Raw genomic sequence first — 26,190 nt, forward strand, 5'->3', positions numbered from 1 at the left:
AGGGCTCCCGCGTGCGCGTTCATTACAGTCCCCCATCATCGGCAGGTACGGCCGATGGCGGGCGGTGCAGGAGCGGTGCGCGATCGGGAATCGCCGTGCGCCGCGCGGGGACGGGCCGGTGGGTGACGCCGGTGTCGCGCGCGAAGCGGTTGGCTTCGAGTGCGGAGCCGGTCGTCTTGTGCAGCCAGAACACGTACGCCACGGAGGCGATCTGGTCGTCGGTCAGGTGCAGGACCCACCGCTTCACCCGGTGGTCGCAGCACGCGGTGCGGACCTCGTCGGTGAGACCGTCGGCGAGCGGCCGCCGCAGGCGCGCGCCGAGGCTGACGGCCTGCCACAGAGCGGCCATCTGGGACAGACACAGCTCGACCCGCCGGCGCTCCGGTCCGGGACCGCCGGCGGGTGCAGTGTGCCGGGGGCGGGAGGCGGCGTAGAGGAGGAGGTCGTGACCGTCGGGTGCCAGGCGGGCCGCCCACCTCACAGGGCGGCCCTCCCATGCCGAGAGCGCTGCGCGTTCCTCCCGGTCGGCGAGTTCGATGAGGCCGCGGTCGGCGAGGTTGAGCACACGCTGCTTCACGGGCACCAGCACCGCATCCACCGCCCAGCCGTGCTCCGCCCCGCAGCGGCGAGCCTCCACGGTCCTCAGCAGGTCGAGGGTCTTGTCGTCGGCGGCCATCGTTTCCTCCCGCGCATGCCCGTCCTGGTATGGCTCAACCGGCGCCGGAGCGCCGGCGTCACGGCCGGCCGGCGGCTGGGCTGTTACTCACTTTCGGGTGACGCCCGGCCCGGGGGCGGGGCGGCGCACCCGGGTGAGCGGTGAACTCCCGCAAGGGCCCGCAACCTGCCGGGGCGTCAACATTGTGCATGCGAGGCATAAATGGACGATGCATTTAAGAGTCACAGGAATGCGGGTAATAGGTAACACAGGTCGTGTTTCCTCCCCAACTGCCGCGCGGGTTGGACAGAGTGTGGGTGCGCGGCCGGTCCGGCCGCCACCCGCACACCGCACCTACTTTCCGAAGCGACCGAGACGGCCGCTTCTGGGAAGGTGCCCGCACCATCAGGGGGACTCCTTGACCGCTTCTGTCACCGCCCGCCGTCTGGCCGCCGCCGCACTCTCCGCCGGCGCCCTCGTCTCCGTGGCGGCGCTGCCCGCGACCGCAGCCGACCACGCCCGCCCGCACCACCCGCAGGTGGAGATCTCGGACGTGCAGTACGACTCCCCGGGCCGCGACGACCGCACCAACCGCTCGCTGAACAAGGAGTGGGTGGAGCTGACGAACACCACCCGCTACGCGGTCAACCTGGACGGCTGGACCCTGAGGGACGAGTCCGGCCACACATACACCTTCGACCACTACCGTCTGGCGGGCCGTGCCACGGTCCGGATCCACACCGGCGAGGGGCGTGACACCCGCGCCGACCTCTACCAGGACCGCCGCGCGTATGTGTGGAACAACGACCACGACACTGCGACCCTGCGCAACGACCACGGCCGCTTCGTCGACGACGAGTCCTGGGGCCACCGTCGCGGCGGCCGCCACTGACCCGCACACCGGCCCGCAGGAGCCGCGCGGCGGCTCGGCAGACCTGACCCGGGCGGCGTGCCCACCCTCTCCAAGGGCGGGCACGCCGCCCGGCGTCATGCGCCGGCCACGGTCACTGCGGTACCTGCTCGTAGCTGACCGTGGTGTCAGGGCAGGCCTCCGCCAGGCGGGTCAGTGCGTCGCGCTCGGCAGGGTCGGCGGGCAACTGCCAGCGCAGCTTGGTCGCCACCCACGCCCCGCCGTACTCACACCGGTAGCCCTCGACGGGCAGCCAGTCCGCGGGGTCCTTGTCGCTCTTGGAGCGGTTGGAGCTGCCCGAGACCGCGATCAGCGACGCCGGGGCCCCCTGATCGTTCGCGTACGCCTCGCGCCGGGCGGCCGTCCAGGCGGATGCCCCGGAGTCCCAGGCTTCGGCGAGGGGGACCATGTGGTCGACGTCGAGTGAGGATGCCGCGGTCACCCACACGTGGTCGTATTCGGAGAACCAGCGTCCGCCTGACAGCGCGCACCTTGCTCCGGTCTCAGGGGCGAGTTTGGCCTCGGACAGGATGACCTCTTTGCGGGTGTCGCATCCGTCGGTGGGGTTGAGGCCCTTGTTCCAGTGTTTGAACAGGTCCCGGCTGTAGCCGTCCCGGCTCTCGGGAGCCTCGCCGATCCACTCCAGGGCCTGGAACAGCGGCACATCCTGCGCGGCCGCAGGCGCCGAGGCCACGAAAGCCGGACCTACGGCAGCAAGTGATGGCTGGGCAGTCGTTGCAGCGGAGGCCGGGGCGGTCAGGGGCAGCACCGAGAGGGCGAGCACGGCGGCGACGCGGGGCAGTTTCTTGATCACACCCCGGGTTGTAGCGGCCAGCCCCTTAGGAGCAGCAGGGCGGGGAAGAGCGCTTCACCCGGGCGGGTGCAGGAGTTCACCTGGAGAAACGCCACAGCAGGCGTGCAAGGCGGTCCCCAACCAGGCGCCCTGCAGGGTGGGACCAGCGAAGAAGCCGGCCACGATGAAGACCGCGGCGCGCGGGCCACGCAGCGCCTGACGCACCCGTATTTCCGGACGGCGGGGAAGCTGGCACCAGGGCTCCCGCCCCGTGTTTCCCCCGAGCCGGGACGGGAGCCCGCCCAGTGCACGGCGCGGGGCCGCCGGGGCCGGCTGTGTTGTGAAGGGCGTGGTTGTGGAGGGGACAGTGTCCCCGTGCCTCACCTATTGCCTGCGGGGGCGATCGCGGTGTCGGTGTACGAAGCGCCCAGGGCGGTGCTCGGTACAAGGCAACGCCCCCAGAAAGGGGGCTGCTGCCGTGGCCGTACTTGTGCGTCTTGCTCTGTCAGACGGCGCAGGAGCCGGTCTGGGTTGTCCAGCAGGTGAGGGCGGGGCGAGGGCGGCGGGCTGTTTGGTGGTGTCAGCGCTGTTGGGCGATGGGGTTGGCTTGGGCCCTGCTGTTGGTGTCCGTGAGGGTGGTGACGTGTTCGGGGGTGGCGTGGAGGTAGGTGATGGCTGCCTCGCTGGCGGGTGTGGTCCATCGGTGGGTGCCGTTGGTGCGGTTGATGGCGTGGAGCCGTCCGTCTCTTCCGCCGGCGTACACGGTGTTTCCTACGACTTGGGGGTCTGCGGTGATGTAGTCGCCTGTGGGGGCGGCCCAGACGCGGGCGCCGGTTGTGGCGTCGAAGGCGTAAAGGTGCTTGTCGAGGCCCGTCGCGTAGACGTGATCGCGGTCGATGGCGGGTGTCTTCCGGGTGAGATCGGTGGGTGCCGACCAGCGGGGGGTGCCGGTGGCGGCGTCCAGCGCGTAGAGGCGTCCGTTGTAGTCGGTGAAGTAGATCAACCCGTTCGCTGCCTGCAGGCTCGTCAGCGGGTTGGGGTACGGGCCGGCGGTCTGCCACAACTGGCGGCCGGTGACGGCGTTGAAACTGCGGATGCGGCCTTCGGTGTCGCAGGCGGCCATGATTGCGGTGCCAGTTGATACTGCTGTCTCAGCTGTTTGGTCTGCCTTCCACTGTGAGATGCCGCTGAGGCAGTCGACACCTTGTGTTTCTATGTCGCTGCTCATCAGGCAGGTGGCACCGATTTCCGTAAGGAATTCACTTCCGGTGTGCCAGAGCACGGTGCCGGTACGCGTGCTGAGCGCGGCTGTCACCCGCTCCGTCGACCCCGCCCAGATGACGACGTACAGGACATCGGATGTCCTGCTCAGCGTGGCGCTGACTACGCCGAAAAGATCGGGGTCGGCGCTTGTGGGCCGCAGGTTCGACAGATTTCGTTCCCACTTGAAGGATCCGGTGCTGCTGTCGCGGGCCTGGACGACGGCGTCTTGAGTGGGGTAGACGGCGTGATCGTCTGCGGCCATTGGCCCCGCAATGTCGACGACGGGGGACGGTTCCCGCCATCGCGTGGTGCCGGTGGCGATGTCCACCGCTTGGATCGTGTCGGAGTCCTGGAGGAAGAAGGTGTCACTGGTGACCGCGTCGAGGTCGATGCCGTAGGGGAAGGACGCTGTCCACCGGACGGGCGGGACGTGCTCGGCAGCTGTGACGGGATGTCTTGCCGCATGCCTCTCTTGTGAGGCAGGCGGTGTGCGGGGCGGGGGTGCTGCGGTCGTGGCGGTCAGGGCGAGCAGCAGGACAGTGGCAGCGGCATGCAGCCGGCGGTCTCGCAGAGCGCGGACGCTCCGCTGCGTCCAGGGCATGCGTCCGCGCTCCACACCGTCCGTTGAGGCGCCATCCCCGCTGCCCGGCAACGTCTCAGGAGCGCTGGCCGGCCTGCCGGGGGTGGGTCGGGCTCGTCTGCCGGTCAGCCGCCTCGTTGGCGAAGCCGCCACGGGAGAAGGGGGCGCGGCGGTCGCCGTCGCGGATTCGGCTACTGCCCGCCCATGCGCGGGAGCATCGTCTCCTGGCGACTCCAGCTTGGACTGATGGCTGGTCGGGGCATTGTCTGGGTTGTCCAGACCTGGGGCTTGGACAACCCAGACCGCGCCTTCGATCACGGTCGCGGACTCGTCGTCCGGAGCCTCCGGCGCTTGAATCCCCAGACGTCGGCGTACGCCCGCGAGCTGCTTGTGGCGTGCCGTCCGCCGGTTGTCGACCGTTTCCAGGAGCGCTTCGTACTCCCACTGCTGAGGCTGCTGATGAACCGCGGTGGTGCGCGGATCACCGCCCGACGCGTCATCGCGGGCGGTGTCGTGCTGGTCGGCGCCGGAAGGGGCGTTCTGGTTGAGGGCGTGAAGAGCGCGCCGGTAGCTCTGCGCCTGACGGCGGACGTCGGCGAGGAGTACCTCGGCGGACGCACGGTCGTGGAACGCCAGTTCCAGCCGTACCTCGGCCTGCGCGAGCGTCCTGGTGAACGCCTCCAAGTCTCGCTGCACCGCCGCAACCGACCGGGCCTGCCCCAGCGCCTTGTCCCGCTCCGCCTCCAGCTGCGCGCAGCGCTCCTCGAGCGAGGTGATCGTCGCTTCGAGTACGCGAACGGTGCTCTGGTTGTCCAGCAGCGCTTGCTGGACCTCGATGTGGCCGCGCCGTGCATCGTCCAGGCGGATCTGCAGCTCACGCACCGACAGACCCGCCCCGCCAGAGGCGACGGCACGGTCCTTCGCCGCGGCCGCGGATGCAGCCGCACGAAACAGCTCACGGCCGCGTTCCAACTCCCCGGCCTGCCGGCTCGGTTCGGTGATCAGGCAGGTGACCACCTTGCGCAGCAGGGGCAGGGGGATCGGCTTGCGGCCGTTGCGGAATTCTCCCCATGTGGCGCGCTGGTAGGTGTTGAACTCAGCGACCAGCTGATCCAGGGTCCTGCCCGCGGTGATCTGTCGCAGCCAGGCTGCCAGGGCATCTCCCTGCGGACTGACTCCGGCGAGCGGCCCCTCTCGCCGCCCGACCCGCGGCTTCGGCTGCTGACCGTCGGGCATCCCCCACGTCCTCCCGCTTCTCGTCCAGGCGCGTCCACCTCCTAAACGCCCGCCCACCTGCCCAGGCGCCCCAACCCCGTCGTGGACAACGATCCTTGCCCCCAGGCTGGTGCTCCACCCTCACACACCCCGCACCAAGGCAGTCCCCCATGCACACATCGCAACAGAACCGCCTGATCCCGACCACTTGCCGCCCGCTATCGACCAACCTGACCGGGATCACGCAGTCCGGCGTTGGGCCACCACTGCACCCTCAGATACCCCACCGTCAGCTGAAGAACGTCGAACGGCAGATTGCGCTATCCGCCGCCCGAGGCCGTCCGGTCAGCCGTTCGCCGGCCGGCGGCCCGTCAGCTCGTAGCACCTGTGGCCTGACAGGCCATCTTTCGCTCTCACCGACCAACACAGGGGGATCCACTTCCGTGTCCACGCTGGCGCTGCTCGTCGTCCTGCTGCTCGGCCTTGTCGGCCTCCTCGTCATGGGCGCCCTTGTCTATGTCGCCCGTCGACACCCGGCCTGGGTGCAGCCGCTACTTGTCGGGCTCGCGGGAGTGACGGCCCTGGCCGCGCTGATCACCCCGGTGGTCGCCCGCTGAGGCCTTGTCTCCAGGCGTGTGCGCAATGTCTGAGCAACGCGCTGACCTGCGGTGGTCGGGCTTGTGGTCGGGGTCCCGGCCCACCGTGGTCGGGCCTGTGGTCGGGGCCATTGCGCAGGCCTCGGGAGCAATTGCGCAGACCACCAAGCGCTGCGCAATCGCCTGCTGCGCACCGCCTATTGCTCCCTCCCGGTGCGAGCAGCTCGATCGCCGCCCCGGGGCGGCCCGCCGCGAGCTGCGCCCGCGCGGCCCTCACCGCGCACGCCGGCTCTGACAGGGTCACGGGCCGCTTTGACCGCCCAGCGAACAAGACGGCATGGCGCACGATCCACACCCCATGCTCCGTGGCAGTCTGCGGGCCAGCAGCATGACTTGGAGCCGGAGGTACACCGCTCGTGGCGGCGAACATCAACCCCACCGTCAGGAGACGCCGTCTGGGAGCCGAGCTCCGTCGGCTCCGCCAGGCCAGTGGGCTGAAGGGCACGGAAGTGGCCGAGCTCCTCATGGTCTCCCAGCCCAAGATCAGCCACCTGGAGAACGGCCGCCGCACCATCAGCCCCCGCGACGTACGCGACCTGTGCGCGATCTACGGAGTGACGGACCCGCAGGTCATCGACTCACTGATGGAGATGGCCAGGGAATCCGGACAGCAGGGCTGGTGGCACGCCTACGGCGACATCCCGCAGAGCGTCTACATCGCCCTGGAGACGGACGCCACCTCCCTCCGCACCTACGAGCCCATGGCGATCCCCGGACTGCTGCAGACACCCGCCTACGCCCACGCGGTCATCTGGGAAACGATCCCCCTGCTCACCGTCGAAGGGGCTCGCACGCGTCTCAAGGTGCGGCTGCGCCGCCAGCACCGGATCTACGACCTGGCCCGCCCGCTGCACCTGCGGGTCGTCCTGGACGAAACGGCACTGCGGCGCGCCGTCGGCAGCCCCGACATCATGCGCGAACAACTGGAACACCTGAACGCCCTCGGCGCCGAGCCGCACATCACCGTGCAGATCCTCCCCTACACCGCAGGCGCTCACCCGGGCCTGTCGGGGCAGTTCTCCGTCCTGCATTCTGCCGGCAGCTCCGCAGCGGTGGTCTATCTGGAACGGTTCACCAGCGACCTCTACCTGGACAATCCATCCGACGTGGAGCACTACAGCGTGCTGCACGACTACCTCCGGGCCCAGGCCCTCGATCCTGACCGCAGCCGCGACTTCATCACCGACGTCACCAAGACATTCATCGACGCGGCGGGGCACCCCTACCCGCAGGAGAGCGATTCACCCGGCTCAGGATCCAAACGCTGTGGCCTCGGCGTCGACTGAACGTCCCTGCTCCCCAGTGCCGTGCCGAGGCCCTCAGGGCTACCGCAGGACGGGAGCCCGAGCCGCGGCGCTGCACTGCACCCTGCGACAGGTCCGCGCCGGTGGGCTTGGAGTGAGTCCGACCTCGACTGTGCGCGGTGTGACCGCCGCGCCGCGCACGGCACCCGTTGGCGCCCCGGCCCGCCTACACCACGCGACTGCGTTCGCCCTTTCGGACAGCCACGTCGCAGGCCCGGGGCCCGCCGTCCTTCAGCACCGTCATAATGGGGTCATGGCTGCCAGCGCTCAACCATCAGCGTCGCGGACACCGGATCCGACCGGTATGTACGCCGAGGACCTTGCGCTGTACCGGGAGAAGTTCCGGCGGCGATTGCCGGCCTCGCTCGAGGAATTGCGGGGTCCCAAGCATGGGGACGTGGCACTGCCGTTGCATGTGGCGTGGTCCGGCATGACCGTCTACAACCTGGACAAGCCGCGCCAGCGCATGGGCCTGTACCGCACGGTGCTGCACGAGGGCCTTGGCGAAGACGTCTCGCGCTACCTCAACAAGGACCTACTCGTACAGATGTGGCCGATCCTGCGCACCCTCGTCGGCCGCACTGTGCGCGCCGTGTGGGAGGACGCTTTCCCCCAGCTGGCTGCCAGGGCTCGAGCAACCGCGTGACAGACATGCCGGAGCTGCACGCAAGGCTCCTGGCGGATGTGATCGCCCTCGGCGCCCCGTACCCCCTGGTCCTAACCGGCGGGTACGCCGTACGGGCACACCGGCTCGTCGACCGCCCCAGCCAGGACCTCGACGTCGCCACCGAGAACCCCGCTCCGATGACTGACATCGCCATTGCCCTTCGCGATGGGCTGCAAGCACGAGGCTGGCACGTGCAGTCGCTGGAGACCGCTCCGCTGTCGGCCCGCTTCACCGTCACCGACCCCGCCACAGGCGAAGAGTGCGAGGTCGACGTCCTCAAGGAGATCTTCTGGCGTCCCGTCGCACAGAGCCGCTACGGCCCCGTCCTTGCGGAGGAGGACGTGATCGGCACCAAAGTCCGTGCGCTCGGCGACCGCGGTGCCCCTCGTGACCTGATCGACGTATTCGCGGCCTCCCGGCGCTGGAACACCGCAGAGCTCGAAGAATTCGGCCGACGCCACGCCCGGGGGCGCTTCGACCGCGAGGACCTCCAGGCCAACCTTGCGGGTGCCGACTGGACCGACGACGAGGCATTCGCCGCGTATGGCCTCGACCCGACCACCATCACCGCCCTGCGCCGCTGGGCAGTGGCATGGGCCGACGACCTCGCAGCCCGCATCCTCGAGGAAGTCGACGATCCGGACCTCGACTAGAGCCTGCCCGGGCGATCTTGTTGGGTGATTTCTAATGGCCGAGAGAGCCGATGAAGCGGTCCAGCCGTGAGACGACTTGCCGCAATACGTCAACGGATCCCGTGGCGTCGCGGCAGACGAGGCAGCCCGGATGAAGGCGGTACGCCGCTACGGCATCCTCGACACCCGGCCCGGCGGGGCATTCGACCGCATCGCCGCGATGGCCGCACGACTGTTCCAGCTGCCGTGGCAAGCGTGATGGTCGTGGAGGAGGGCCGGATCTGGTTCGAGGCTGCCTACGGACTGGACGGCGTCAGCGAGATCAGCCGCGAACAGAGTGGTGCGGTACGGGTCAGGCTGCTTGCGTGACCGTGGGCCACACGCTCGCGGTGCCCTCAGGCCGGGGTGGTCCGGCACCCTCCTGACAATGGCAGGCGACGCGCCGCACGGCCCTGCCAGGAGCAGGCTGGGAGGCGGGACCAGCGCTCCGATTGTCGTACACCAGCCCTCGCGCACCGGTGGTCGGAGTGTCACCGTGCACTCGCACGGTCGGGACGAGATCCTCGGCACCGCCTACAGCGATCACGACCTGGTGGTGTTCCTCGAAGCCGCGGGCATCGACGGTCCCGAGGGCGTGCTGGACGATCCACGCTGGGTGGAATGGCGTGGAGGCGGACCACACGAGTGGAGGGCGCCCTGAAAAGCTGCGTCAGAACTGGTGATTTGTGGCGTTTTATGGCTGGTGCTGGGCGGCGGGTCCGGGCAGCTCGCACTGCGGCAGGTGGACCGCTTCTACACTGGACCGAGCCGCTTGGCACCCTCACCCAGGCCCGGGCAAATCCGTCGACTGACCTCTTCCCGGACGATGGGAGGCGATGCCGGCTTGCCAGGACGGCCTTCCGCTATTGCGGTGCGATGGCTTTGAGCCAGTCCTCGGCGGTGAGGACGTCTGCCCACTGCGGGAACAGCTTTTCGGTGAGCATCGTGTGTACCTCGGGGTCGGTGTCGAGGCAGGCGTCCGCCAGGACGGTGAGGTCGAAGTCCAGGTCGATGGCGTGCCACAGGGTGGACAGCACTACAGCGCTGGTGGCGATGCCGGTGAGAACAAGGCTGTCGATATCGCGAGCCCTGAGTACCAAGTCGAGGTCGCTGCCCGAGAACGCGCTCCCTCGTCTCTTGGTCACCACGACGTCGCCCTGCTGGGGGGCGACGTCGTCATGGATCTCGGTGCCAGGGGCGCCCTCGGTGAACAGGCCGGCCCGCACGACGTTTGTCATCACCCTGTTGCGAGGGCTGACTCCTGGATCGCCCGGCCGTAACCCCATCACCACGTAGATCACGGGGATGCCTGCAGCCCGGGCACCGTCGATCGCGCTGCGCAAGCGGGGCAGATATCCGGAACCGTCGTCGGCGATGGCCACAACGTCCCGTTGGACGTCCATCACCAGAAGCGCACTGTTTGCCATGCTCGCCGTCCCTTCTCTGTGGAAGAACAGGAGCAAGTCGGGCATGCCGAGCACGGAAAGGAATCGAAGCCGCCCTGTGGGAAGGTGATCCGCTCCGTCGGCCCACGCCTGGAAGCCCGCTATGGCGAAGGCGAGGTGAAGCTGCCCGGTCGCGCGACGGCATACCGGCGGCTCGAGGAGCTGGAGCGGCGGCGGCTCAAGCGGCGCAGCCTCCCGTGTGGGCACATCCTCGGCGGAGGCCACGTACAACCGCCGCCGCGGCAGCAAGGCTGGTTGGCCTGCCCGCTCTGCTGCGGCCGGCGGCAGGAACAGATCCGCAAGCTGGAACAGGACCTGGACGGCGAGCTCCTGGTCCGCGGCGGAGTCAAACACCCCATGCAGCTCACCAGCCTCGGCAAGAAGGTCGTGGCCGCCGCGGCTCCTACCGACCAGAGCGGTGACCTCCACGGACCACGCCACAAGCCGAAGGCCCTCGCCTCGCCCGAGCCGCGACAGCCCGCGGGCATGAGCAACGGTGAATCTGGGCGCCTCCTGCGCGCGCCGCGAGGAATCTGGATCATGGGAGGGGGTGTTCTTCGCCCGCGTCGAGGAGCTCGGTCACCAGCCGACGGGCGTACGCGGCGTCGAGTCCGGCCGGGCGGAAGAGGATGCGGTACATCATGGGGGCGACCACGCGGTCCATCGCCGTCTCGACGTCGGGAGTGTTCTCCTCGCGGCCGATCGCGCGGGCGAGCATGACGTCGACCTGTTCGGCCGCGTAGGCCGAGCACTGACCGGCGTAGCTGCCGTCCGGGTCTCCGAGCAGAGCGTCACGGATGTAGGCGCGGCCGGAGGGGGACGACATCTCGTCAAGGAACTGTTCGGCCCAGGCCGTCAGGTCGGACAGCAGGTCACCGTGGTCCTCCGGCGCAGTGTCGGGCCGCAGGCGCTCCACCGCGACGTCCGACAGCAGCTCCTGAAGGTCGCCCCAGCGGCGGTAGATCGTCGAGGGGGTGACTCCGGCGCGCTGGGCGACCAGCGGGACGGTCACCGCATCGCGGCCCCGCTCCGACAGGATGTCGCGGACAGCGGTGTGCACCGAAGCCTGGACCCGTGCACTGCGCCCGCCGGGGCGCACCATCGGCTTACGACTCATGACTCCACCTTAAAGCACAGTTCTTGCGTTTAGGAGGAGCGTGCCGGCTCGACGGCCGCGCCAGGGCCCCCTCGCTGCGGGCATCCGGTCCTGATCCCGACCGGAGCCGAACGGCATAGGGGCCGGTCCGGAACCGTCCGGCCCGCAGGCCGCTCTCAGGCGGCCGGCGCGAGCGATCGGGCGGGCTGCGTCCGCTCGTAGGCGTGGCCCACCCGCAGCAGCTGCCGCTCGCCGAAGGGTCGCCCGAGCAGCTGCATGCCGATCGGCATGCCTGCCGTGTCGTGGCCCACCGGGACGGACAGGGCGGGCACTCCGGTGATGTTGGCCGGGGAGGACAGACGCACGTAGGCGTCGGAGACGGCCTCGGTCGAGCTGTCGGACCAGGTGACGCTCTCCTGGCCGGTCTTCACCGCGGTCATCGGGACCGCCGGGGCGGCGATCACGTCGACCTTCTCCAGAATGCGGGCCCATTCTTCCTGCATGAGCGTCCGGGAGCGCTGGGCACGCAGATAGTCGCCCGCGCCCATCAGCTCACCGGCCTCCAGGAGGATGCGGACGTCCGCCCCGTACAGCTCGGGGACGGTACGCAGCGTGCCCTCGTGGTAGGCGGTGGCCTCCGGCACCATCAGCCCCCACTGGGTGGCCTGGATGTACCGGGTCATCGGGATGTCGATCTCGACGAGATGGGCGCCGAGCGTCTCCAGCTGCGCGATGCCCCGGCGGACGGCGGTCTCCACCTCCGCGTCGACATGGTCGAAGTAGTAGTTGCGCGGTACCCCGACGCGCACGCCCGCCAGGTCCGGCTCCCGTTCCGGCCGGTGGTCGACGGCGGGGGCGTCCAGCGAGGCGGGGTCACACGGGTCGTGTCCGGCGAGGACGTTCAGGACCAGGGCCGCGTCCTCGACGGTGCGGGTGACCGGGCCGACGTGGTCCAGCGACCAGGACAGCGATGTGACGCCGTGGCGCGGCACCAGCCCGTAGGTCGGCTTGAGGCCGACGACCCCGTTCAGCGCGGCGGGAACCCGGATCGACCCGCCGGTGTCGGTGCCGAGGGCGAAGGTCGCCGCCCCGGCCGCCACTGCGACGGCGGACCCGCCGCTGGAGCCTCCCGCGACCCGGCCGCGGTCCCAGGCGTTGGCGGTCTGCGGGGTGGTCAGGCCGTAGGCGAACTCGTGGGTGTGGGTCTTGCCGACCAGGACGGAGCCTGCGGTCCGCAGCCGGGCGGCGACCGTGCTGTCGGCGGCGGCGCGGTGGCCGGCCCGGACCCGGGAACTGGCGCTGGTGGGCGAACCGGCGACGTCGATCAGGTCCTTGAGCCCGGCCGGGACGCCGTGCAGCGATCCCCGGAACATGCCGCGGGCCGCTTCCTGCTCGGCCTCCCGCGCCGCGCCGCGGGCCTGCTCAGCGGTGACCGCGACGTACGCCTCGACGTGCGGGTCCACCTGGTCGATGCGTTCGAGGACCGAGTCCACCAGCTCGACGGGGGACAGCCGGCGGGCCCGGATCTGCTGCGCGGCGTCGGCGAGGGTCAGCTCATACGGCTGCATCGTGCTTCTCCTTTCCGGCGCGGTAGGCGCCGGCGGGCGGGGTGTCCCCGAAGTCCAGCTCACGCAGGACCGAGACGACGGAGTGGATGTGGTTGGCGGTGGCGGCGACTGCGGCGTGGCGGTCATCGGGCAGCGGAAGTCCGGCACGGGCGGCCCAGCGGGCGGCCTCGGGCGGCGTGAGTTCAACGGAGGGCACGGGTTTCTCCTGATCAGGGGGCGTGGCAACGAAGCACCCCGCACTAAAAGCCAACAATTTGCGTTAACCCGACCATAGGTCCTACGGTCGGGTTAACGCAAATTCATTGCATTTACGGAAGGAGTCCCATGCCCGGCGTCATGTCCGACGCACCCGCGCACGTCGCCCATCGGGCCGCCCGCGCCCGTACGAAGAGGCGCACGGCTTCTTTCGCCCTCGACGTGTCGATACTCGCGGCCCTCCTGGCCGCGTCCAGCGCTCCGACCCCGCTCTACCCTCTCTACCAGGACCAGTGGGGCCTCTCCGCGCTCGCCCTCACCGTGGTCTTCAGCGCGTACGCCCTGGCCCTGTTGCTGGCCCTGCTCACCACCGGAGCGCTCTCCGACCACCTGGGGCGACGCCCCGTCCTGGCAGGCGCCCTGCTCATGGCGGCCGCCTCCATGGTCCTCCTGGCCTCAGCGGACGGCGCGGGCTCCCTGACCATCGCCCGGGTCCTGCAAGGAGCGGCCACCGGCGCGGCCACCAGCGCCGCGGGCGCGGCGCTCCTCGACCTGGAGAACCCCCGGCGCCCGGGCCGGTCCGCCCTGGCCAACAGCGTCACCCCTGTCGCCGGTATGGCCACCGGCGTGCTCGTTTCCACCCTGCTCGTCCGTTTCGCCCCCGCCCCCACCGTCACCGTCTACGTACTGCTGGCGGCGTTGTTCCTCACCCAGGCGATCGCGGCCACCTTCACCACGGAGACGGCCCACCGCCGCGTGGGAGCGCTGCGGTCGCTGCGCCCGCGGGCTGGCGTCCCGCCCCCGGTCCGCCGCACCCTGCTGGCCGCGGGCGCAGCTGTCGGCACCGTCTGGGCGCTGGGCGGCTTCTACTCCTCCCTCGGCCCGGCCCTCGTAGGCCTGGTGGCCCCCGACGCCCCGCAAGCAGCCCGTGGCATGGTCTTCTTCACCCTCAGTGCCACCGCCGCGCTCACCGTATGGGCGCTGCGGCGCAGGCCGCCCCGCGCCACGGCGATCGGCGGCTGCCTGTCCGTCCTGCCCGCCGCGGCCCTGACCCTGAGCGGTCTGCACGGCGCCGGGCTGCCCGCGGTCTACGGCGGCGCGGTACTGGCCGGCATCGCCTTCGGCGCTGTTTCCCAGGGGGCGCTGCGTATGCTCCTCGCCTCGCTCGACGAGCGGGACCGCGCCGCGACACTGGCCGCCTACTACATCCTCAGCTACCTCTCCATGAGCCTGCCCGCCGTCGCCGCGGGCGCCGCCACCCAGCACTACGGACTGGGGGCCACCTCACACGCCTACGCCATCACCGCCGCTCTCCTCGCTCTGGCGGCCCTGGCGGCACTCACCGCGTCACGACACGGGGCGGCCCGCCCCGAAGCCGACCGCTCCCACTGAAGAGAACAACCGACCGCTCCCACTGAAGAGAACCAAAGGAAACGACACACCATGCACACCTCCCCCGCCGCCACCCCCGTCCCCTCCTGGACCGTGGGCGGCGTCACCGTCCACCGCATCGACGAAGTCGCCCTGCCGCCCGCGACCGGACCCTGGCTGCTGCCCGACGCCACCCCTGAGATGGTGACCGCCCAGGACTGGCTGCACCCCCACTTCGCCGGCCAGGACGGGATTCTGCACATCGACAGCCACAGCTTCGCGTTCGTCGTGAACGGGCTGCGCGTTGTCGTCGACACCGGCATCGGCAACGGCAAGGAGCGGGCCAACCCGGCCTGGCACGACCTGCGGACCGACTTCCTGGAGCACCTCACCGGCGCCGGTTTCCCCCCGGACTCCGTCGACCTGGTGATCCTCACTCACCTGCACGCCGATCACGTCGGCTGGAACACACGGCAGGTGAACGGCGAATGGGTCCCCACCTTCCCCAACGCCCGCTACCTCACCTCCCGCGCCGAGCGGGAGTTCTGGGCCACGTACGACATGGAGGAGCCTCGCGAACAGATGTTCCGCGACTCCGTGATCCCGGTCGAACAGGCGGGTCTGCTGAGCACGGTCGACGTCCCGCACGAGGGGGCCGAGATCTCCCCCGGCCTGCGCTTGATCCCGACACCCGGCCACACCCCCGGCCACGTCGCCGTGGAACTGACCAGCCAGGGTGAGACGGCGCTGATCTCCGGCGACTGCGTCCACCACCCCGTCCAGCTCGCCCACCCCGTCATCGGCGCCTGCGTCGACATCGACCCGCGGCAGTCCGAGGCCACCCGCCGCGAACTGCTCGGCTCCCTCGCCGGCACGGACACCCTCCTCCTCGGCACCCACTTCGCACCGCCCACCGCCGGCCGCGTGGTCGCCCATGGGGACGCCTACCGGTTGGATCCCGTCCCCGCTTCCTGATGCCGTTGCCACGCCGTCTCGGTCACCGCAGGTATGGCCCAGCCCCTCGGACCCCACCAGGGCCGCTCCTCTCGAATTCGCCGCCGAGGTCGAACACGCCAGGGACAAGTACGCGAAGGGCGTCTACGTACGGGGGATAGCCGGCTCGAGTCGATGGGTTTCCCGCGCTGCAGTCGTATCTGGCGGGGATCGAATCGGCCGACGCTGACCTGCAGCCTCAAAGGGACAAGATCGTGAGACAGCGAGAAGTGTCCCCTGAATGAGACATACAGAAAACCTGCAGACCACTACAGCGGAACGGGACATCCCGATTGCGGGCCTACAACGCGCTGGACACGGTCCAGCTCTACAAGCACATCGTGGTGGCCGACGCGCTGTACACCTTGGAGATGACCACCGAGGTGTGCGAGAAGCTCGGGCTGGCGACCGTGCCCCGGGAGGTGACGCCGGGCCTGCGCCCGGTGATGGAGATAGCCGGGGTCGACCAGGAACTCATCGACTGGTCCTCCACCCGCCGCCGGCGGATCGAGGACGTCCTCGAGGGCATCACCGGTCATCTGCCCGGCGTGCGAGCCCGCCACGGTATGACGTGGTGGGCGGCGCAGGAGACCCGCCCGGAGAAGAAGACCCCGCGCCCGCTAAACCAGCTGCTCGCGTGGTGGCGTGTCTCCGCGCTCCTGCAGTTCGGGCAGCGGATGGTCGACGGGCTGCTTCAGCGGTGCCAGGCGGCCGGTGCGGCGATCCGGGCCCGGGTGGGGCCATTGGTGGACACCGCGCTCGCCACCGACGTCGCCGCGGTCGTCTTCACCGTGCGCGGGGTCTTCTCCCGCCGCCACGTCCTGGCCGAAGCGCGACGGCATCTGTTGGAGACCCTGCGCGGCCGTGCCTACGTGCACGGGTTCACCGCGGCCGCGAGGTGGCGGTGTCAGTGGGTGGTGAGCATGCCCTTTCGGAGCTGGGCGAGGGTGCGTGACAGCAGCCGGGAGACGTGCATCTGGGAGACGCCGAGCCGTTCGCCGATCTGCGCCTGGGTGAGTTCCTCCACGAACCGCCAGTGCAGGATCATGCGCGCGCGCTCGTCGAGGTCGGCGATCATCGGGGCGAGTGCGTGGAAGTCCTCGACCAGTTCCAGCGCGCCGTCGTCGTTGCCGATGAAGTCGGCCAGGGCCGTCTCGCCGTCCTCGCCGTTGCCGATGGCGGCGTCCAGGGAGGAGGAGCGGTAGCCGTTGGAGGCCAGACGCGCCTCGATGACTTCCTTTTCCTCGAGGTTCATCAGCTGGGCCAGCTCTGCCACGGTCGGTGTGCGGCCCAGGCGGCTGCTGAGTTCCTCGGTGGCGCGCGCCAGTTGGACGCGGGCCTCCTGCAGGCGGCGCGGAACGTGCACGGCCCAGGTGGTGTCACGGAAGAACCGCTTGATCTCTCCCACGATGTAGGGGATCGAGAAGGAGGTGAACTCCACCTCGCGGGACAGCTCGAAACGGTCGATGGCCTTGATCAGACCGATCACGCCGACCTGGACGATGTCCTCCATCTCCTCCGGGTTCCGGCTGCGGAAACGGGAGGCCGCGTAGCGGACCAGGGAGATGTTCATCTCGATCAACGTGTTGCGCGCGTACTGGTACTCCGGCGTGCCCTCCTCCAGCCGGTCCAGCTGCTGGAAGAACAGGCGGGTGAGCTCACGCGCGTCCTTCGGAGCGACCTTCGACGGGTCGGCCACCTCCGGCAGTTCAGCGCACTTCACATCCGCCGTCGCCACTGCCGTATCCGTAACCATGCGTCCCTCCCCTGCCGGCCCTGCCGACACCGGCCCACCTCGACTCGCCATTGCCGCGCCTACCCCGTCCCCCCATCTTCATGCCTACTCCTTCCGTGATACCGACGGCCCCGGGCCCGCGAGGTGCCGAAGCGGGACTCGATCGACTGCGGCGAGCGGATCCAGCCGAGCCGCGTTATCCAATCGAACTCAACTCTGCGCACATCGAGTCGCGCGGCGTCCTGCCCCGGACCGAGCGGGGCGCCGCGCGACCAGGTCCGCAGGTCCTCGCGGCGGCAGACCTGGTTGACCTGGCCAGGGGCAACGTCCCGTCGGAGTTCGTGCTCAGGCCGTGAGCAGCTTGTGGTCCGGACCACGAAGGCCGTCACGTTCGCCTTTTTCGCCGATCACTGCGTCCGGTTGCGGTCGGTGGTTTGGCGGGCGTTCCACGATGCCGGTGCGCACTACGAAGCTCGCTGTCGGATCGGGTGCCCCGGCGCGTTCGGTAGGGTTCCGGCGTGCTGGCTGTCTGGTCGGTGCCTTCCTGGGGGGATGAGCGAGACGAGGGACATGCCGGAACAAGCGATCCTGCCTGTGATAGCACCCAGCGGGCCTTTGGCCGTGTCGGTCGAGGCGGCGCGGATGGCGGCGGTGCGCCGTTACGACATTCTCGACACTCCGCCGGACGGCGCCTACGACAGAGTCGCGGCGCTGGCGGCACGGTTGTTCGAGGTGCCGGTGGCGACGGTGACGATCGTGGACGAGGACCGGATCTGGTTCAAGGCCGCGCACGGCCTGGAAGGCGTCAGCGAGATCGGCCGCGATCCGGGCCTGTGCGCCTCCGCGGTGCTCACCGATGACACCACCGTCATCCCCGACACTCTGCTGGACCCGGTCGCCTGCTCCAACCCGCTGGTCGCCGGCCCGATGGGCGTGCGGTTCTACGCCGCCGCTCCGATCATCACCGCCGACGGGTACCGGCTGGGCACGGTCAACGTCCTTGACACCCGTCCTCGCGAGATCAGCGAGGCCGATGCCTCCACCCTCGGGGACCTGGCCGCAGTGGTGCGTGACCAGCTGGAACTGCGACTATCGGCGTTGCACGTGATACGCGCCGAGCAGGAGAAGCGTCAGGCCGAGGAAGAGGCCCGGCAGCGTGCGGAGCGGGACAAGGCGGCCATCGCCGCGTTTGCCTCCACCCTGCAGCGCACCCTGGTCCCTCCCGCGCTGCCCGCGGTACCCGGGCTTGAACTGGCCTGCCACTACAAAACCGCCTCCCCGCAGGAAGTGGGCGGCGACTTCTACGACGTCTTCCCCATCGCCGGAGGCCGGTGGGCGTTCTTCCTGGGCGATGTGTGCGGCAAGGGCGCCGAAGCCGCCTCGGTCACCTCACTGACCCGCTACACGCTACGGGCCGCAGCCCTCGTCGACGCGGACCCCACGGCCGCGCTCAAAGCCCTGAACACCGCGCTGCTGCTCGACGCGGCGGTCGGCACCCGCTTCTGCACCGCCGTCTTCGGCCTGCTCGATCCGGCCCGGGACGGCGGTTTCACGGTCACGCTGGCCACCGGCGGTCACCCACCCGCCTACCACCTCAGCCCCGACGAGGGCGGCGGTGTACGGGTCGAGGCGGCCCGCGCCAAGGGCGGCATGCTGGTCGGCGCGTTCGCCGAAGCCGCCTTCGCCTCACGCACCCTGCACCTGGCACCCGGCGAGGGACTGCTGCTGTACACCGACGGGCTGACCGAGGCCCGCACCGCCGATGGCCACATGCTCGCCGACACGGGCCTTACCGACTTCCTTGCCCAGCGATCGGCACCGGTCAGGGCCGGCGCCCTGATCGACGACACCGTCGCGCTGCTGGACACACTCCCCGACACCGAACGCGACGACGTGGCGCTGCTGGCCCTGTCCGTCCCCACCGCGGACGCCGCTCCCGCCGGCATCACCACCACCGCTCACAGCGCCGCCGCCCCGACCGCACCCGCCGACGCCTCCGTCGGGCAGGAGATCCGACGCCCATGACCGACGCATTCCACATCGACGTCCCGCACACCGACGGTGCCCTGGCCGTGATCGCCCTGTCCGGCGAGTTCGACATCGCCGCCGCACCCGCCGTGCGGGCCCGCGCCCTGGAACTCATCGCCACCGGACACACAGACCTGGTCGCCGACCTCTCGGGTGTCACGTTCTGCGACTCCTCAGGGCTGGGATCCCTCGTCGGCATCTGGCGCTGCGCCAAGGACGCCGACGGCTCCCTGACCCTGGCGGCCATCCCCGACCGGCTGGGCCGCCTGCTCAGCGTCACCGGGATGGACACCTTCCTGCCCGCCTACTCCAGCGCCGACGCCGCGCTCGCCGCCCGCCAAGGCAATCGCACCACCGCCTGAACACCCTCGCTCGCAGGAGTGGCATCAGCGGGCTTGCCTGGCACAGCCCAGCCCTACAGCTAGGTTCTGTCTCCTTGGTCATCGTCGTGCCCAAATGAGAATGGCGGCGAGGTGGAGTGCGGCCTGGTAGGCGATGGCGAGTGGCTTCGTTCACGTGAAGTAGCAGCGTTTGGTCAGCGGTTTGGGCAGCAGTTGACGATCTTGCACGGACGATTCTCCCCCCACTGCCCCGGCCGCATACTCTCGGGCAGGCGTGCGAACAAGATGCCTCTGCCATGTATGCCGGGATCGGGGGTAGGTGCGCGCGTGAAACGGGGAATGAGAGTGAGGCCAGTTGCGATCCCACGCCGACAACGACGGCTGTACCGGCGCGGAGGAGTACCTGCTGCGGGCCGGCTACGCCCTGGACGGAGAAGACGGCTGCATCGCCGACGCCCGCCACCACGCCGTCGCCTTCCTCGACCAGGCCCACATCGCCTACCGCCTGTCCGTGCCCGCCCGCGCGAGGGACCTCACCCAGCTGGTCGTCAGCGAGCTGGTCACCAACGCCCTCAAGTACGCTCCCGGCCCCGTTCTGATGGAACTGCGCATCAACGCCCGCGCCGTGGACGTCGTCGTGTGGGACAGCGATCCCGCCGTGCCCGCAGCCCGGGCCGCCGATCCCGACCGGATCGGCCAGCACGGCCTGGAGATCGTCAAGGCCGTCACCGAGGCCCTCTTCGTCGAGCAGCAGCCGGTCGGCAAACGCATCACGGCCCGCATCGCCCTGACCGACACCTAGCAAAGGCACCGCCCGCCGCTGATAAGCAGTCCCCCCGGCGGATCCAGCCGGGCGTGGATCTGCACGGAGTGGCCCACGTCGTCGATGTCTCGCAGCACGATCCAGTGGCTGCAGCCACTGACCCGACAGCTCTGGCCGAAGCAGCTGCTCATGCGTCGTCGGCCAGGCCAATACAGCGTGCTGTAGCTATTAGACGCCCGGTTGCCTCAGGAGGGGAGGGCGGCCTGGAGGGTGGCATACATCGGCACGATGTCGTCCAGGCCGACGAGGTGCAGGAGCCGCTGCACGGACGCGGAAACGTTGGCCAGGCGGAGCCAGCCGTCGCTGTCCCGCGCGGCACGGTGGGCGTAGACGAGGAAAGAGATGCCGCTGCAGTCCATGAACGTGACCTGTTCGAAGTCGATGACCGTGCAGGGTGCGCATTTCTCGCCTGCGCCGCTGTCGAACGCCCAGCCCACGAAGGCCACGCTGCTGTAGTCGATGTCCCCGCTCAGCGTCAGGACGTGCACACCGGCAGGAGTGGTGTGCTGGGCGACGGCCAGGGGGGATACATCCATGGGACCACCTCGTTCGTCCTCCGCAGATCCATGCAACGGAGTCGGTGTCCTCCCCCACGCAACCGCATGAGCGGTTGCAGCGTCAACAAAATCCGGGTTCGTATACCGCGCCGCTCCATGAAGGCGCGGGGCCGGTGACGAGGGAAGTGAGGCCCGCACCGTGCGGGGGCTCGTTCCCCGTTGATCAAGGATGAGAAGCCGGTAAGAGCTGACGGTGCAGCACCTGCTGGGTGGCCGGGCGGGCAGCACGGTGGCCGACAGCGCCCGCGGCCGAAAGCACCCGTGCAATCCGGCTGGTGGTCGAAGCGGCCGTCGACCGCGTCCCCCCGACGCGTCCGGCCCCGCCGTCATCGGCCCACGAACATCACCTGCCGGAGATCACTACAAGGCGGGATTATGCCGCCGACGCGGGGGTGCTTCGGCAGGGCTGCGGGTCGGCGTCGGCTTGTCCTCCCCGCCGACGCGGGGGTGCTTCGGCCTTCTCCGTGGTGCCAGACGTTCCTTCACGTCCGTGGAGGCCCTGGTGAGCGAAAGCCGGCCCCCGCCGACCACGCCCGGCAGCAGCTGGAGCCCGCGGCCGCCGACGCGGTCCGCGCGTACGCGGCCAGGACCCGTGAGAACGCCGACCAGTTCGCCGCCGTCCTCGAGGACATCGCGGCCAACGGGCTGCCCTCGGTGGAGGACTGCACGCCGTGGGAGGAGCTCCGCGAGGCCCACCTCGCCCGGCTCGCTGCCCAGCGCCCTGCCGTCGCCTGATGGCCCCGCAGCACGGCCCCCGCCGCGCCCGTATCGCCTTCTCCGACTCCGCCGCGAAGCAGCTGGAGAACATCACCAGCGAGGCGGAGATCCACGCCCTGGACCGCGCCCTGGTCGTCATCTCCGTCGACCCGGACGCCGGCGAGCCGCTCCCCGGCGACACCGCCGGCCCCCAGCTGCGCCAGTACGCCGACGAAGTCGAGTCCGTCCGGGTTCTGTACTTCGTCACGGCGCTGCGCACCGTCGTGGTCGTCGCGTACATCGAGGTCTAGCCGCCGAAGGAGCCCAAGGCGACATCAACCAGCTCACCGTCGGCCGACAGCTCACCGGGCTCCGCCAGGTGCTGGACTGCCCCGAGCTCGCCAAGCTCATCGAGGGCTGGCGACCGCTGCGACCCAGCACGGTCACCGAATCCGGGACCACGTTCATGTTGAGCCCTTGAGCGAGTCACCCGCCTGGGCGGTGTGGCGGGCCGGTTTCACCGCAGAGATCAGCAGGATGAGCGCTGGGGCAGGGAATCGCGGCGGCCTTCCCGATCCCCGCGATCACCCCGGCCACCGGCACCTCACGCACCCGGCCCGAGCTCGGTGCATTCTTCCACCCGCTGCTTGAGGCCGGTGTTGAACGCGGCGTACCCGTCCCTTTTGGGTGTTCTGAGGAAGGGTCGGATCAGGGTGACCAGGGCGCCGGAGAATTCCTCGTGGTTGGTCAGGCGGGTGGTGCCGTCGTGGTTGGGGGAAAGGACGAAGGAGTGCTGGCCGTGGAACAGCTGCTTGATGCCGAGCGTGCCGACCCACCGCAGTTCCTGGCCAGGCGTCGCGACGGTGACCGTGGGCCTGAAGGTCATGCCCGGCATGCGCATCGTGAGCCGGTTTCCCACTTGAGCGGTTCCCTCGGCTGCGGAGAAGGTGCTCCACTCGCCGTAGGCGGCGAAGTCGGTGAGGACGTCCCACACCGCTTGCGGGGTGGCGTCGATGTCAGTAACGGCGGTGAGGACCGGCTTCATGGTGGTTTCCACTTCTGACTGGTGCGGGCGGGAGGGGCGGGGTTCGGCGAGCGGGTGGTCCACCGGTGCTCGGTGGGGCCGGGGACTGGCGTGGAGCGCAGTCCACGTCGGTCAGAGCGTCACGCCCGGCGCGGCCCTGCGGGAGGGGGCGCTGTTGGTGCTGGTGGCCGTGGTCTCCTGCAGGCCGTGGTCGATGAAGTCGATCATCCAGGTGAAGCTGTCGTCGATGTCGGTGGCGAACTGGAACCCGCCGGCTGCTTCCAGGGATGCGTATCCGTGCAGGACGGTGCGCAGCATCCGCAGCGCGTGGATCTGCTGGTCGGGGTCGATCCGGTAGCCGTGGAGCATGGCGGCCCAGGAGTCGACCACCCGGTTGAGGGCGTCGATGAGGGGGTCGTCGGGTCCGGTCGGGCGGGCGGCGTTGGCTGCGGCGTATCGGCCGTGGTGGTCCTTGACGAACGTTCGCATCGCCTGTGCGCCGCGGGCCAGGGCTTCGGTTCCGGACCGGCCCTGGATGGCGTCGCGGATGGCGTCGGCGCACTGGTTCATGGCCAGGATGGCGATCCGGTGGGCGAGGTCGGTCTGGCCGGTGACGTGCTTGTACAGCGAGGGGGTCTTGACCCCGAGCCGTTCGGCGACCAGGCCCATGCCGAGCTGGTCGAACCCGACCTCGTCGACCAGGGCGGCGGCGGCTTCGGTGACCGTCGCGGCGGTGAGTCCGGCCCTAGGCACGGGAGGCCGTCTTGGTCAGGAACGGCAGGGCCAGCGCGAGGACCTGGTCGGGGGTCTGGGCGTGCGGGTAGTGGCCGGCGCCGTCGATTACGGCCAGCTCGCCGAGGCCGGCGGGCAGGTCGGCGATGATCTTCTCCCCTTCGGCGCGGGGGTCGGCCCAGTCGGGGTCGAGGCTGCCTTCGACGATCAGGACCGGGCAGGTGACGTGGGCGAGCTGGGTGCCGGCGTCGGTGGGCTTGGACTTGCACATGTCCTGCAGGGCCTTCATCCGGCCGGGCTCACTCAGCGTGGTCTCAATGCGGGCCAGTTCGCTGTTCCAGTCGGCGGGCTTGGCCGGGTAGGCCACGTCGAGGTACTTCTTCCAGTCCGCCAGGCGTCCCCGGACGATGACCTGCGCCATCCGCGTGTACCCGGTCCGGAAGCGCTTGACCCGGATCAGCCCGCCCAGGTCGACCGGCTGCGCACGGGTGAACGGAGCCAGCTCGATCACTCCGCTGATCACGTCGGGCGCAGTGGCGGCCGCGATGGTCGCGGCGCCGCCGCTGATCGACTGCCCGATGATCACGGCCGGGCCGCCGAGGTGACGCACGACGGCGACCAGATCTCCGGCGATGTCGGTGCGGCTGTAACCGTCCCAGCCGAGGCTGGACTCACCGCACCCGCGGATGTCGACGTTCGCGACCCGGTAACCGGCGGCCACCAGGCCGGGAACGAGGAAGCGGTAGGAGTGCCGGCTGTCGCCGATACCGTGCGCCAGCACGACCAGGGGACCCTCCCCGGTCACGTCGAAGGCGATGGTGTTCTTGCCGATTCTCATGTGCTCGGTCATGCCGTCCTCCAAATGGCTAATGTGATTAGCTATAGACTAGTCACGTTAGCTACGAGGGTCAACACCACACCCAGCCGCGCTCGATGGGGGCTGGGCGTTACCTCGTCGTTGGACCGTCCCGTTCCCAGATCGTCGGGGAGGCGGACACCGCCGAGGAAGCCGTTGCTCTGGTCGTCGGTGGTCTGCCATCAGGCTGCGGCCCTGCGAGCCGGATCGGCTTCCTGATCCGCCAGTTGGGCAGTGCGAAGGCCGTGGCGGCGGAGATCGGTGTCACCGCCGACTCCGTCAACCGCTACCGGCGCGGCGCCCGCAAGCACCCACCACCCGAGATCGCGGCGAAGGTCGACGAGGCGGTGCGCCAGCGCTGGCAGCCCCGGGTCCGCAAGCGCCGCCGCCGGCAGGCCGCCACCGCCACCGGCGTCACGGTCGAGACGAGGGCCCGCTTCGGCTACACCGCACCCGTCGGAACGACCGATGACGGCCGCTTCCGCCGCCTCACCGTCCACCTCCCCCCGGCCTACGCACAGCGCCTCTTCGACGCCCGCGACGCCGGCGCGGGCGATCAGGAGATGCGCGCGATCATCGCCGAAGGCTTCAAGGACATCTACTTCCAGGACGGAGGGGTGCGTGCCCGGGGTCTCAGCGACGTCGAGATCAACGACATCGACTACCTCGACCTGGACTACTGATCACGCCGGACAGAAGGTGATCTGCCCATCTGTGTGGGCCGAAGCGCGACAGTTGTCACATGGGCAGACTTGTTGTCATCGCGATCACTGGTTCAGCCCAGGGTGATCCGAGCCATGACCGGCAGGTGGTCGCTACGAGTAGCGGGCAGGGTGCGGATGTGGTCGACGGTCGCTGAGCGGGCCATGACCTGGTCGATGCGGGCCATGGGGAAGGCGGCGGGAAAGCTGAACGCGAAGCCCTGCTCCGCTGTGTTCATCCGTGAGGTCAGGGGGGCCAACCCACGGTCGTCGACGGTGCCGTTCAGATCGCCGAGCAGGAGGGCCGTTTTCAGCTTCTCGGCGGCGATGGCCTTGCCCAGCAGGCCGGCGCTCTCGTCGCGCCGGGAGGAGGCAAGGCCGCTCGCCCGGATGCGGACCGAGGGCAGGTGCGCGACGAACGCCGCGATATCGCCGTGCGGCGTGTGGACCACAGTCCGCAGCCCACGACTCCAGGTCTCTGCGATTCCTTGCGGTTTGATGTCCACCACCCGGGCACCGGTCAGCGGGTGCTTCGACCAGAGTCCGACGGTGCCCCGGACGGCGTGGTACGGGTAGTTCGGGGCGAAGGTCTTCTCATACACCGCCAGCGCCGGGGGCACCAGTTCCTCCAACGCGATGAGGTCGGGCTCGGCGTCAGCCAGGGCGCGGGCCGTGCCCGCCGGGTCGGTGTTCTCGTCGCTGACGTTGTGCTGCACGACGACCAGGTCGTGCGGGCCAGGCTCCGCCCCGGGCAGGAGCAGCCCGCCGAAGAGGTGCGTCCAGGCCGCCACCGGCAGCAACAGCGCCATCAGCGCGGTCGCTGAACGGCGCAACAAGGCCAGGACGAGCAGCACCGCGACCGCCAGGCCGAGCCATGCAAGGAACGATTCCAGCAGACTGCCCAGGCGGCCGGCGCAGTTGGGCACCGCCCGGTGGAAGGCCGTAAGCCCGGCCGTCAGCACCGCGAGCACGGCGGGCACCCGCCCCTCTCGCCAGGCCGGCCGGCACCGTGGGTCGCGTTTCGTGCTCCCGCCGGCAGCCCACGGCCCAGATCGACGCCGTGTCCACCGGGCCACTGCTGCCTTCCCCTCCACCATGGCTTCCCGTCTGCTTGACCTTGCTGCCCAAGACGGGTCACCAGGTAAATCAGTTCCGGCAGTTCCGCTCCCGCCGCACCGGCACCGCTTGGGCGGCGGCGAGCGCCGGCCGATGCGACTGTGCAGCCAATCGGATCGGAACGGCGCCCGGCCGGCGACAACGCCTCTGCTCCCTGCGCTGATGGTGACAAACAGCCTGCTGATCCGGTGACAGCCAC

29 protein-coding genes and 1 pseudogene are annotated in these 26,190 nt (G+C 69.9%); 16 read left to right on the plus strand and 14 right to left on the minus strand.

The annotated features are described in order from the left end of the window. Window positions 1-22 precede the first annotated feature (22 nt). Entirely contained in the window at window positions 23-676 is a 654-nt protein-coding gene (locus OG736_RS45685; protein ID WP_327188088.1) for a DUF6417 family protein, read from the minus strand. 397 nt (window positions 677-1,073) lie between these two features. Here OG736_RS45685 and OG736_RS45690 point away from each other — a divergent pair, with 397 nt between their 5' ends. Continuing rightward, the gene (locus tag OG736_RS45690) at window positions 1,074-1,547 is read left to right on the plus strand and encodes a lamin tail domain-containing protein (RefSeq protein WP_327188089.1); all 474 of its coding nucleotides are present in this window, start codon (window positions 1,074-1,076) and stop codon (window positions 1,545-1,547) included. A gap of 112 nt (window positions 1,548-1,659) precedes the next feature. On the opposite strand, the gene OG736_RS45695 is transcribed toward OG736_RS45690, so the two are convergent. Together OG736_RS45695 and OG736_RS45700 are read right to left on the minus strand one after the other, a co-directional pair. Further along, window positions 1,660-2,379: an HNH endonuclease family protein gene (locus OG736_RS45695; RefSeq protein ID WP_327188090.1), complete on the minus strand. Its 720-nt coding sequence runs from the start codon at window positions 2,377-2,379 to the stop codon at window positions 1,660-1,662. Between the two features lie 559 nt (window positions 2,380-2,938). Further along, window positions 2,939-5,437, minus strand: a complete 2,499-nt coding sequence (locus tag OG736_RS45700) for an outer membrane protein assembly factor BamB family protein (protein WP_327188091.1) — start codon at window positions 5,435-5,437, stop codon at window positions 2,939-2,941. 422 nt (window positions 5,438-5,859) lie between these two features. Between OG736_RS45700 and OG736_RS45705 the strand changes: the two genes are divergently transcribed. The 6 genes from OG736_RS45705 to OG736_RS45730 all read left to right on the plus strand — a co-directional run bounded on the left by OG736_RS45705 (window position 5,860) and on the right by OG736_RS45730 (window position 9,375). Next, window positions 5,860-6,033 (plus strand): hypothetical protein, encoded by a 174-nt coding sequence (locus OG736_RS45705; RefSeq protein WP_327188092.1) that lies wholly within the window; start codon window positions 5,860-5,862, stop codon window positions 6,031-6,033. Between the two features lie 395 nt (window positions 6,034-6,428). After that, window positions 6,429-7,358 (plus strand): helix-turn-helix domain-containing protein, encoded by a 930-nt coding sequence (locus OG736_RS45710; RefSeq protein WP_327188093.1) that lies wholly within the window; start codon window positions 6,429-6,431, stop codon window positions 7,356-7,358. A gap of 322 nt (window positions 7,359-7,680) precedes the next feature. Continuing rightward, entirely contained in the window at window positions 7,681-8,022 is a 342-nt protein-coding gene (locus tag OG736_RS45715) for a hypothetical protein (RefSeq protein WP_442817232.1), read from the plus strand. A 5-nt stretch (window positions 8,023-8,027) separates the two neighbouring features. After that, on the plus strand, window positions 8,028-8,696 hold the full coding sequence (locus OG736_RS45720; protein WP_327188324.1) for a nucleotidyl transferase AbiEii/AbiGii toxin family protein: 669 nt from the start codon (window positions 8,028-8,030) through the stop codon (window positions 8,694-8,696). Between the two features lie 225 nt (window positions 8,697-8,921). After that, complete coding sequence (locus OG736_RS45725; protein WP_327188095.1) at window positions 8,922-9,044, plus strand: hypothetical protein; 123 nt, start codon at window positions 8,922-8,924, stop codon at window positions 9,042-9,044. A gap of 58 nt (window positions 9,045-9,102) precedes the next feature. Then, window positions 9,103-9,375 carry a hypothetical protein gene (locus OG736_RS45730; protein ID WP_327188096.1) on the plus strand — a complete coding sequence of 91 codons (273 nt, stop codon included), beginning with the start codon at window positions 9,103-9,105 and terminating at the stop codon, window positions 9,373-9,375. 202 nt (window positions 9,376-9,577) lie between these two features. Here OG736_RS45730 and OG736_RS45735 read toward each other — a convergent pair whose 3' ends face one another. The 4 genes from OG736_RS45735 to OG736_RS45750 form a co-directional block, all read right to left on the minus strand. Next, window positions 9,578-10,141, minus strand: coding sequence for a cysteine hydrolase family protein (locus OG736_RS45735; protein ID WP_327188325.1), 564 nt, complete (start codon window positions 10,139-10,141; stop codon window positions 9,578-9,580). Window positions 10,142-10,697: 556 nt separating this feature from the next. Continuing rightward, window positions 10,698-11,276, minus strand: coding sequence for a TetR/AcrR family transcriptional regulator (locus OG736_RS45740; protein WP_327188097.1), 579 nt, complete (start codon window positions 11,274-11,276; stop codon window positions 10,698-10,700). Between the two features lie 155 nt (window positions 11,277-11,431). Next, on the minus strand, window positions 11,432-12,823 hold the full coding sequence (locus OG736_RS45745) for an amidase (protein WP_327188098.1): 1,392 nt from the start codon (window positions 12,821-12,823) through the stop codon (window positions 11,432-11,434). Then, window positions 12,810-13,019 carry a hypothetical protein gene (locus OG736_RS45750; RefSeq protein WP_327188099.1) on the minus strand — a complete coding sequence of 70 codons (210 nt, stop codon included), beginning with the start codon at window positions 13,017-13,019 and terminating at the stop codon, window positions 12,810-12,812. The genes OG736_RS45745 and OG736_RS45750 overlap by 14 nt, the downstream gene beginning before the upstream one ends. Window positions 13,020-13,147: 128 nt before the next feature. On the opposite strand from OG736_RS45750, the gene OG736_RS45755 reads away from it, so the two are divergent. From OG736_RS45755 to OG736_RS45765, 3 genes and pseudogenes are all read left to right on the plus strand, one after another. Further along, on the plus strand, window positions 13,148-14,410 hold the full coding sequence (locus OG736_RS45755; RefSeq protein ID WP_327188100.1) for an MFS transporter: 1,263 nt from the start codon (window positions 13,148-13,150) through the stop codon (window positions 14,408-14,410). 51 nt (window positions 14,411-14,461) lie between these two features. Continuing rightward, window positions 14,462-15,364 (plus strand): MBL fold metallo-hydrolase, encoded by a 903-nt coding sequence (locus OG736_RS45760; protein ID WP_327188101.1) that lies wholly within the window; start codon window positions 14,462-14,464, stop codon window positions 15,362-15,364. A 362-nt stretch (window positions 15,365-15,726) separates the two neighbouring features. Beyond that, a pseudogene (locus tag OG736_RS45765) lies at window positions 15,727-15,975 on the plus strand (relaxase domain-containing protein); the annotation flags it as partial. 27 nt (window positions 15,976-16,002) lie between these two features. Here OG736_RS45765 and OG736_RS45770 read toward each other — a convergent pair. Further along, entirely contained in the window at window positions 16,003-16,260 is a 258-nt protein-coding gene (locus OG736_RS45770) for a hypothetical protein (RefSeq protein WP_327188333.1), read from the minus strand. Window positions 16,261-16,289: 29 nt separating this feature from the next. After that, entirely contained in the window at window positions 16,290-17,138 is an 849-nt protein-coding gene (locus OG736_RS45775) for an RNA polymerase sigma factor SigF (protein ID WP_327188102.1), read from the minus strand. Window positions 17,139-17,738: 600 nt separating this feature from the next. On the opposite strand from OG736_RS45775, the gene OG736_RS45780 reads away from it, so the two are divergent. The 3 genes from OG736_RS45780 (at window position 17,739) to OG736_RS45790 (ending at window position 20,288) form a co-directional block, all read left to right on the plus strand. Then, window positions 17,739-19,142 carry a PP2C family protein-serine/threonine phosphatase gene (locus tag OG736_RS45780; protein ID WP_327188103.1) on the plus strand — a complete coding sequence of 468 codons (1,404 nt, stop codon included), beginning with the start codon at window positions 17,739-17,741 and terminating at the stop codon, window positions 19,140-19,142. After that, complete coding sequence (locus tag OG736_RS45785; RefSeq protein WP_327188104.1) at window positions 19,139-19,507, plus strand: STAS domain-containing protein; 369 nt, start codon at window positions 19,139-19,141, stop codon at window positions 19,505-19,507. The genes OG736_RS45780 and OG736_RS45785 overlap by 4 nt, the downstream gene beginning before the upstream one ends. Window positions 19,508-19,841: 334 nt before the next feature. Further along, on the plus strand, window positions 19,842-20,288 hold the full coding sequence (locus tag OG736_RS45790) for an ATP-binding protein (RefSeq protein WP_327188105.1): 447 nt from the start codon (window positions 19,842-19,844) through the stop codon (window positions 20,286-20,288). Between the two features lie 206 nt (window positions 20,289-20,494). On the opposite strand, the gene OG736_RS45795 is transcribed toward OG736_RS45790, so the two are convergent. After that, the gene (locus OG736_RS45795; RefSeq protein WP_327188106.1) at window positions 20,495-20,845 is read right to left on the minus strand and encodes an STAS domain-containing protein; all 351 of its coding nucleotides are present in this window, start codon (window positions 20,843-20,845) and stop codon (window positions 20,495-20,497) included. A gap of 468 nt (window positions 20,846-21,313) precedes the next feature. Here OG736_RS45795 and OG736_RS45800 point away from each other — a divergent pair, with 468 nt between their 5' ends. After that, a complete protein-coding gene (locus OG736_RS45800) occupies window positions 21,314-21,601 on the plus strand; it encodes a hypothetical protein (protein WP_327188107.1) in 288 nt (95 codons plus the stop codon). Beyond that, window positions 21,601-21,873, plus strand: a complete 273-nt coding sequence (locus OG736_RS45805; RefSeq protein ID WP_327188108.1) for a hypothetical protein — start codon at window positions 21,601-21,603, stop codon at window positions 21,871-21,873. The genes OG736_RS45800 and OG736_RS45805 overlap by 1 nt, the downstream gene beginning before the upstream one ends. Window positions 21,874-22,166: 293 nt before the next feature. Here OG736_RS45805 and OG736_RS45810 read toward each other — a convergent pair whose 3' ends face one another. The 3 genes from OG736_RS45810 to OG736_RS45820 form a co-directional block, all read right to left on the minus strand. Further along, window positions 22,167-22,619: an SRPBCC family protein gene (locus OG736_RS45810; RefSeq protein WP_327188109.1), complete on the minus strand. Its 453-nt coding sequence runs from the start codon at window positions 22,617-22,619 to the stop codon at window positions 22,167-22,169. Between the two features lie 99 nt (window positions 22,620-22,718). Beyond that, window positions 22,719-23,339: a TetR-like C-terminal domain-containing protein gene (locus OG736_RS45815; protein ID WP_327188110.1), complete on the minus strand. Its 621-nt coding sequence runs from the start codon at window positions 23,337-23,339 to the stop codon at window positions 22,719-22,721. Continuing rightward, complete coding sequence (locus OG736_RS45820; RefSeq protein WP_327188111.1) at window positions 23,332-24,168, minus strand: alpha/beta fold hydrolase; 837 nt, start codon at window positions 24,166-24,168, stop codon at window positions 23,332-23,334. The genes OG736_RS45815 and OG736_RS45820 overlap by 8 nt, the downstream gene beginning before the upstream one ends. 83 nt (window positions 24,169-24,251) lie before the next feature. On the opposite strand from OG736_RS45820, the gene tpg reads away from it, so the two are divergent. Then, window positions 24,252-24,857 carry a telomere-protecting terminal protein Tpg gene (gene tpg, locus OG736_RS45825; protein ID WP_327188112.1) on the plus strand — a complete coding sequence of 202 codons (606 nt, stop codon included), beginning with the start codon at window positions 24,252-24,254 and terminating at the stop codon, window positions 24,855-24,857. Window positions 24,858-24,949: 92 nt separating this feature from the next. On the opposite strand, the gene OG736_RS45830 is transcribed toward tpg, so the two are convergent. Further along, the gene (locus tag OG736_RS45830; protein ID WP_327188113.1) at window positions 24,950-25,855 is read right to left on the minus strand and encodes an endonuclease/exonuclease/phosphatase family protein; all 906 of its coding nucleotides are present in this window, start codon (window positions 25,853-25,855) and stop codon (window positions 24,950-24,952) included. Between the last annotated feature and the right edge of the window lie 335 nt (window positions 25,856-26,190).

It is taken from the genome of Streptomyces sp. NBC_01334 (genome assembly GCF_035983595.1).
Classification (GTDB): Bacteria; Actinomycetota; Actinomycetes; order Streptomycetales; family Streptomycetaceae; genus Streptomyces; species Streptomyces coriariae.

Excerpts from the sequence above, each read along its gene's own strand:
- OG736_RS45820 (WP_327188111.1), bottom strand. The coding sequence starts at position 24,168 with ATGACCGAGCACATGAGAATCGGCAAGAACACCATCGCCTTCGACGTG.
- OG736_RS45685 (WP_327188088.1), bottom strand. The coding sequence starts at position 676 with ATGGCCGCCGACGACAAGACCCTCGACCTGCTGAGGACCGTGGAGGCT.
- OG736_RS45730 (WP_327188096.1), top strand. The coding sequence starts at position 9,103 with ATGGCAGGCGACGCGCCGCACGGCCCTGCCAGGAGCAGGCTGGGAGGC.
- OG736_RS45775 (WP_327188102.1), bottom strand. The coding sequence starts at position 17,138 with ATGGTTACGGATACGGCAGTGGCGACGGCGGATGTGAAGTGCGCTGAA.
- OG736_RS45740 (WP_327188097.1), bottom strand. The coding sequence starts at position 11,276 with ATGAGTCGTAAGCCGATGGTGCGCCCCGGCGGGCGCAGTGCACGGGTC.
- OG736_RS45795 (WP_327188106.1), bottom strand. The coding sequence starts at position 20,845 with ATGGATGTATCCCCCCTGGCCGTCGCCCAGCACACCACTCCTGCCGGT.
- OG736_RS45700 (WP_327188091.1), bottom strand. The coding sequence starts at position 5,437 with ATGCCCGACGGTCAGCAGCCGAAGCCGCGGGTCGGGCGGCGAGAGGGG.
- OG736_RS45760 (WP_327188101.1), top strand. The coding sequence starts at position 14,462 with ATGCACACCTCCCCCGCCGCCACCCCCGTCCCCTCCTGGACCGTGGGC.
- OG736_RS45735 (WP_327188325.1), bottom strand. The coding sequence starts at position 10,141 with ATGGCAAACAGTGCGCTTCTGGTGATGGACGTCCAACGGGACGTTGTG.
- OG736_RS45755 (WP_327188100.1), top strand. The coding sequence starts at position 13,148 with ATGCCCGGCGTCATGTCCGACGCACCCGCGCACGTCGCCCATCGGGCC.
- OG736_RS45715 (WP_442817232.1), top strand. The coding sequence starts at position 7,681 with ATGTACGCCGAGGACCTTGCGCTGTACCGGGAGAAGTTCCGGCGGCGA.
- OG736_RS45745 (WP_327188098.1), bottom strand. The coding sequence starts at position 12,823 with ATGCAGCCGTATGAGCTGACCCTCGCCGACGCCGCGCAGCAGATCCGG.
- OG736_RS45785 (WP_327188104.1), top strand. The coding sequence starts at position 19,139 with ATGACCGACGCATTCCACATCGACGTCCCGCACACCGACGGTGCCCTG.
- tpg (WP_327188112.1), top strand. The coding sequence starts at position 24,252 with ATGGGGGCTGGGCGTTACCTCGTCGTTGGACCGTCCCGTTCCCAGATC.
- OG736_RS45720 (WP_327188324.1), top strand. The coding sequence starts at position 8,028 with ATGCCGGAGCTGCACGCAAGGCTCCTGGCGGATGTGATCGCCCTCGGC.
- OG736_RS45805 (WP_327188108.1), top strand. The coding sequence starts at position 21,601 with ATGGCCCCGCAGCACGGCCCCCGCCGCGCCCGTATCGCCTTCTCCGAC.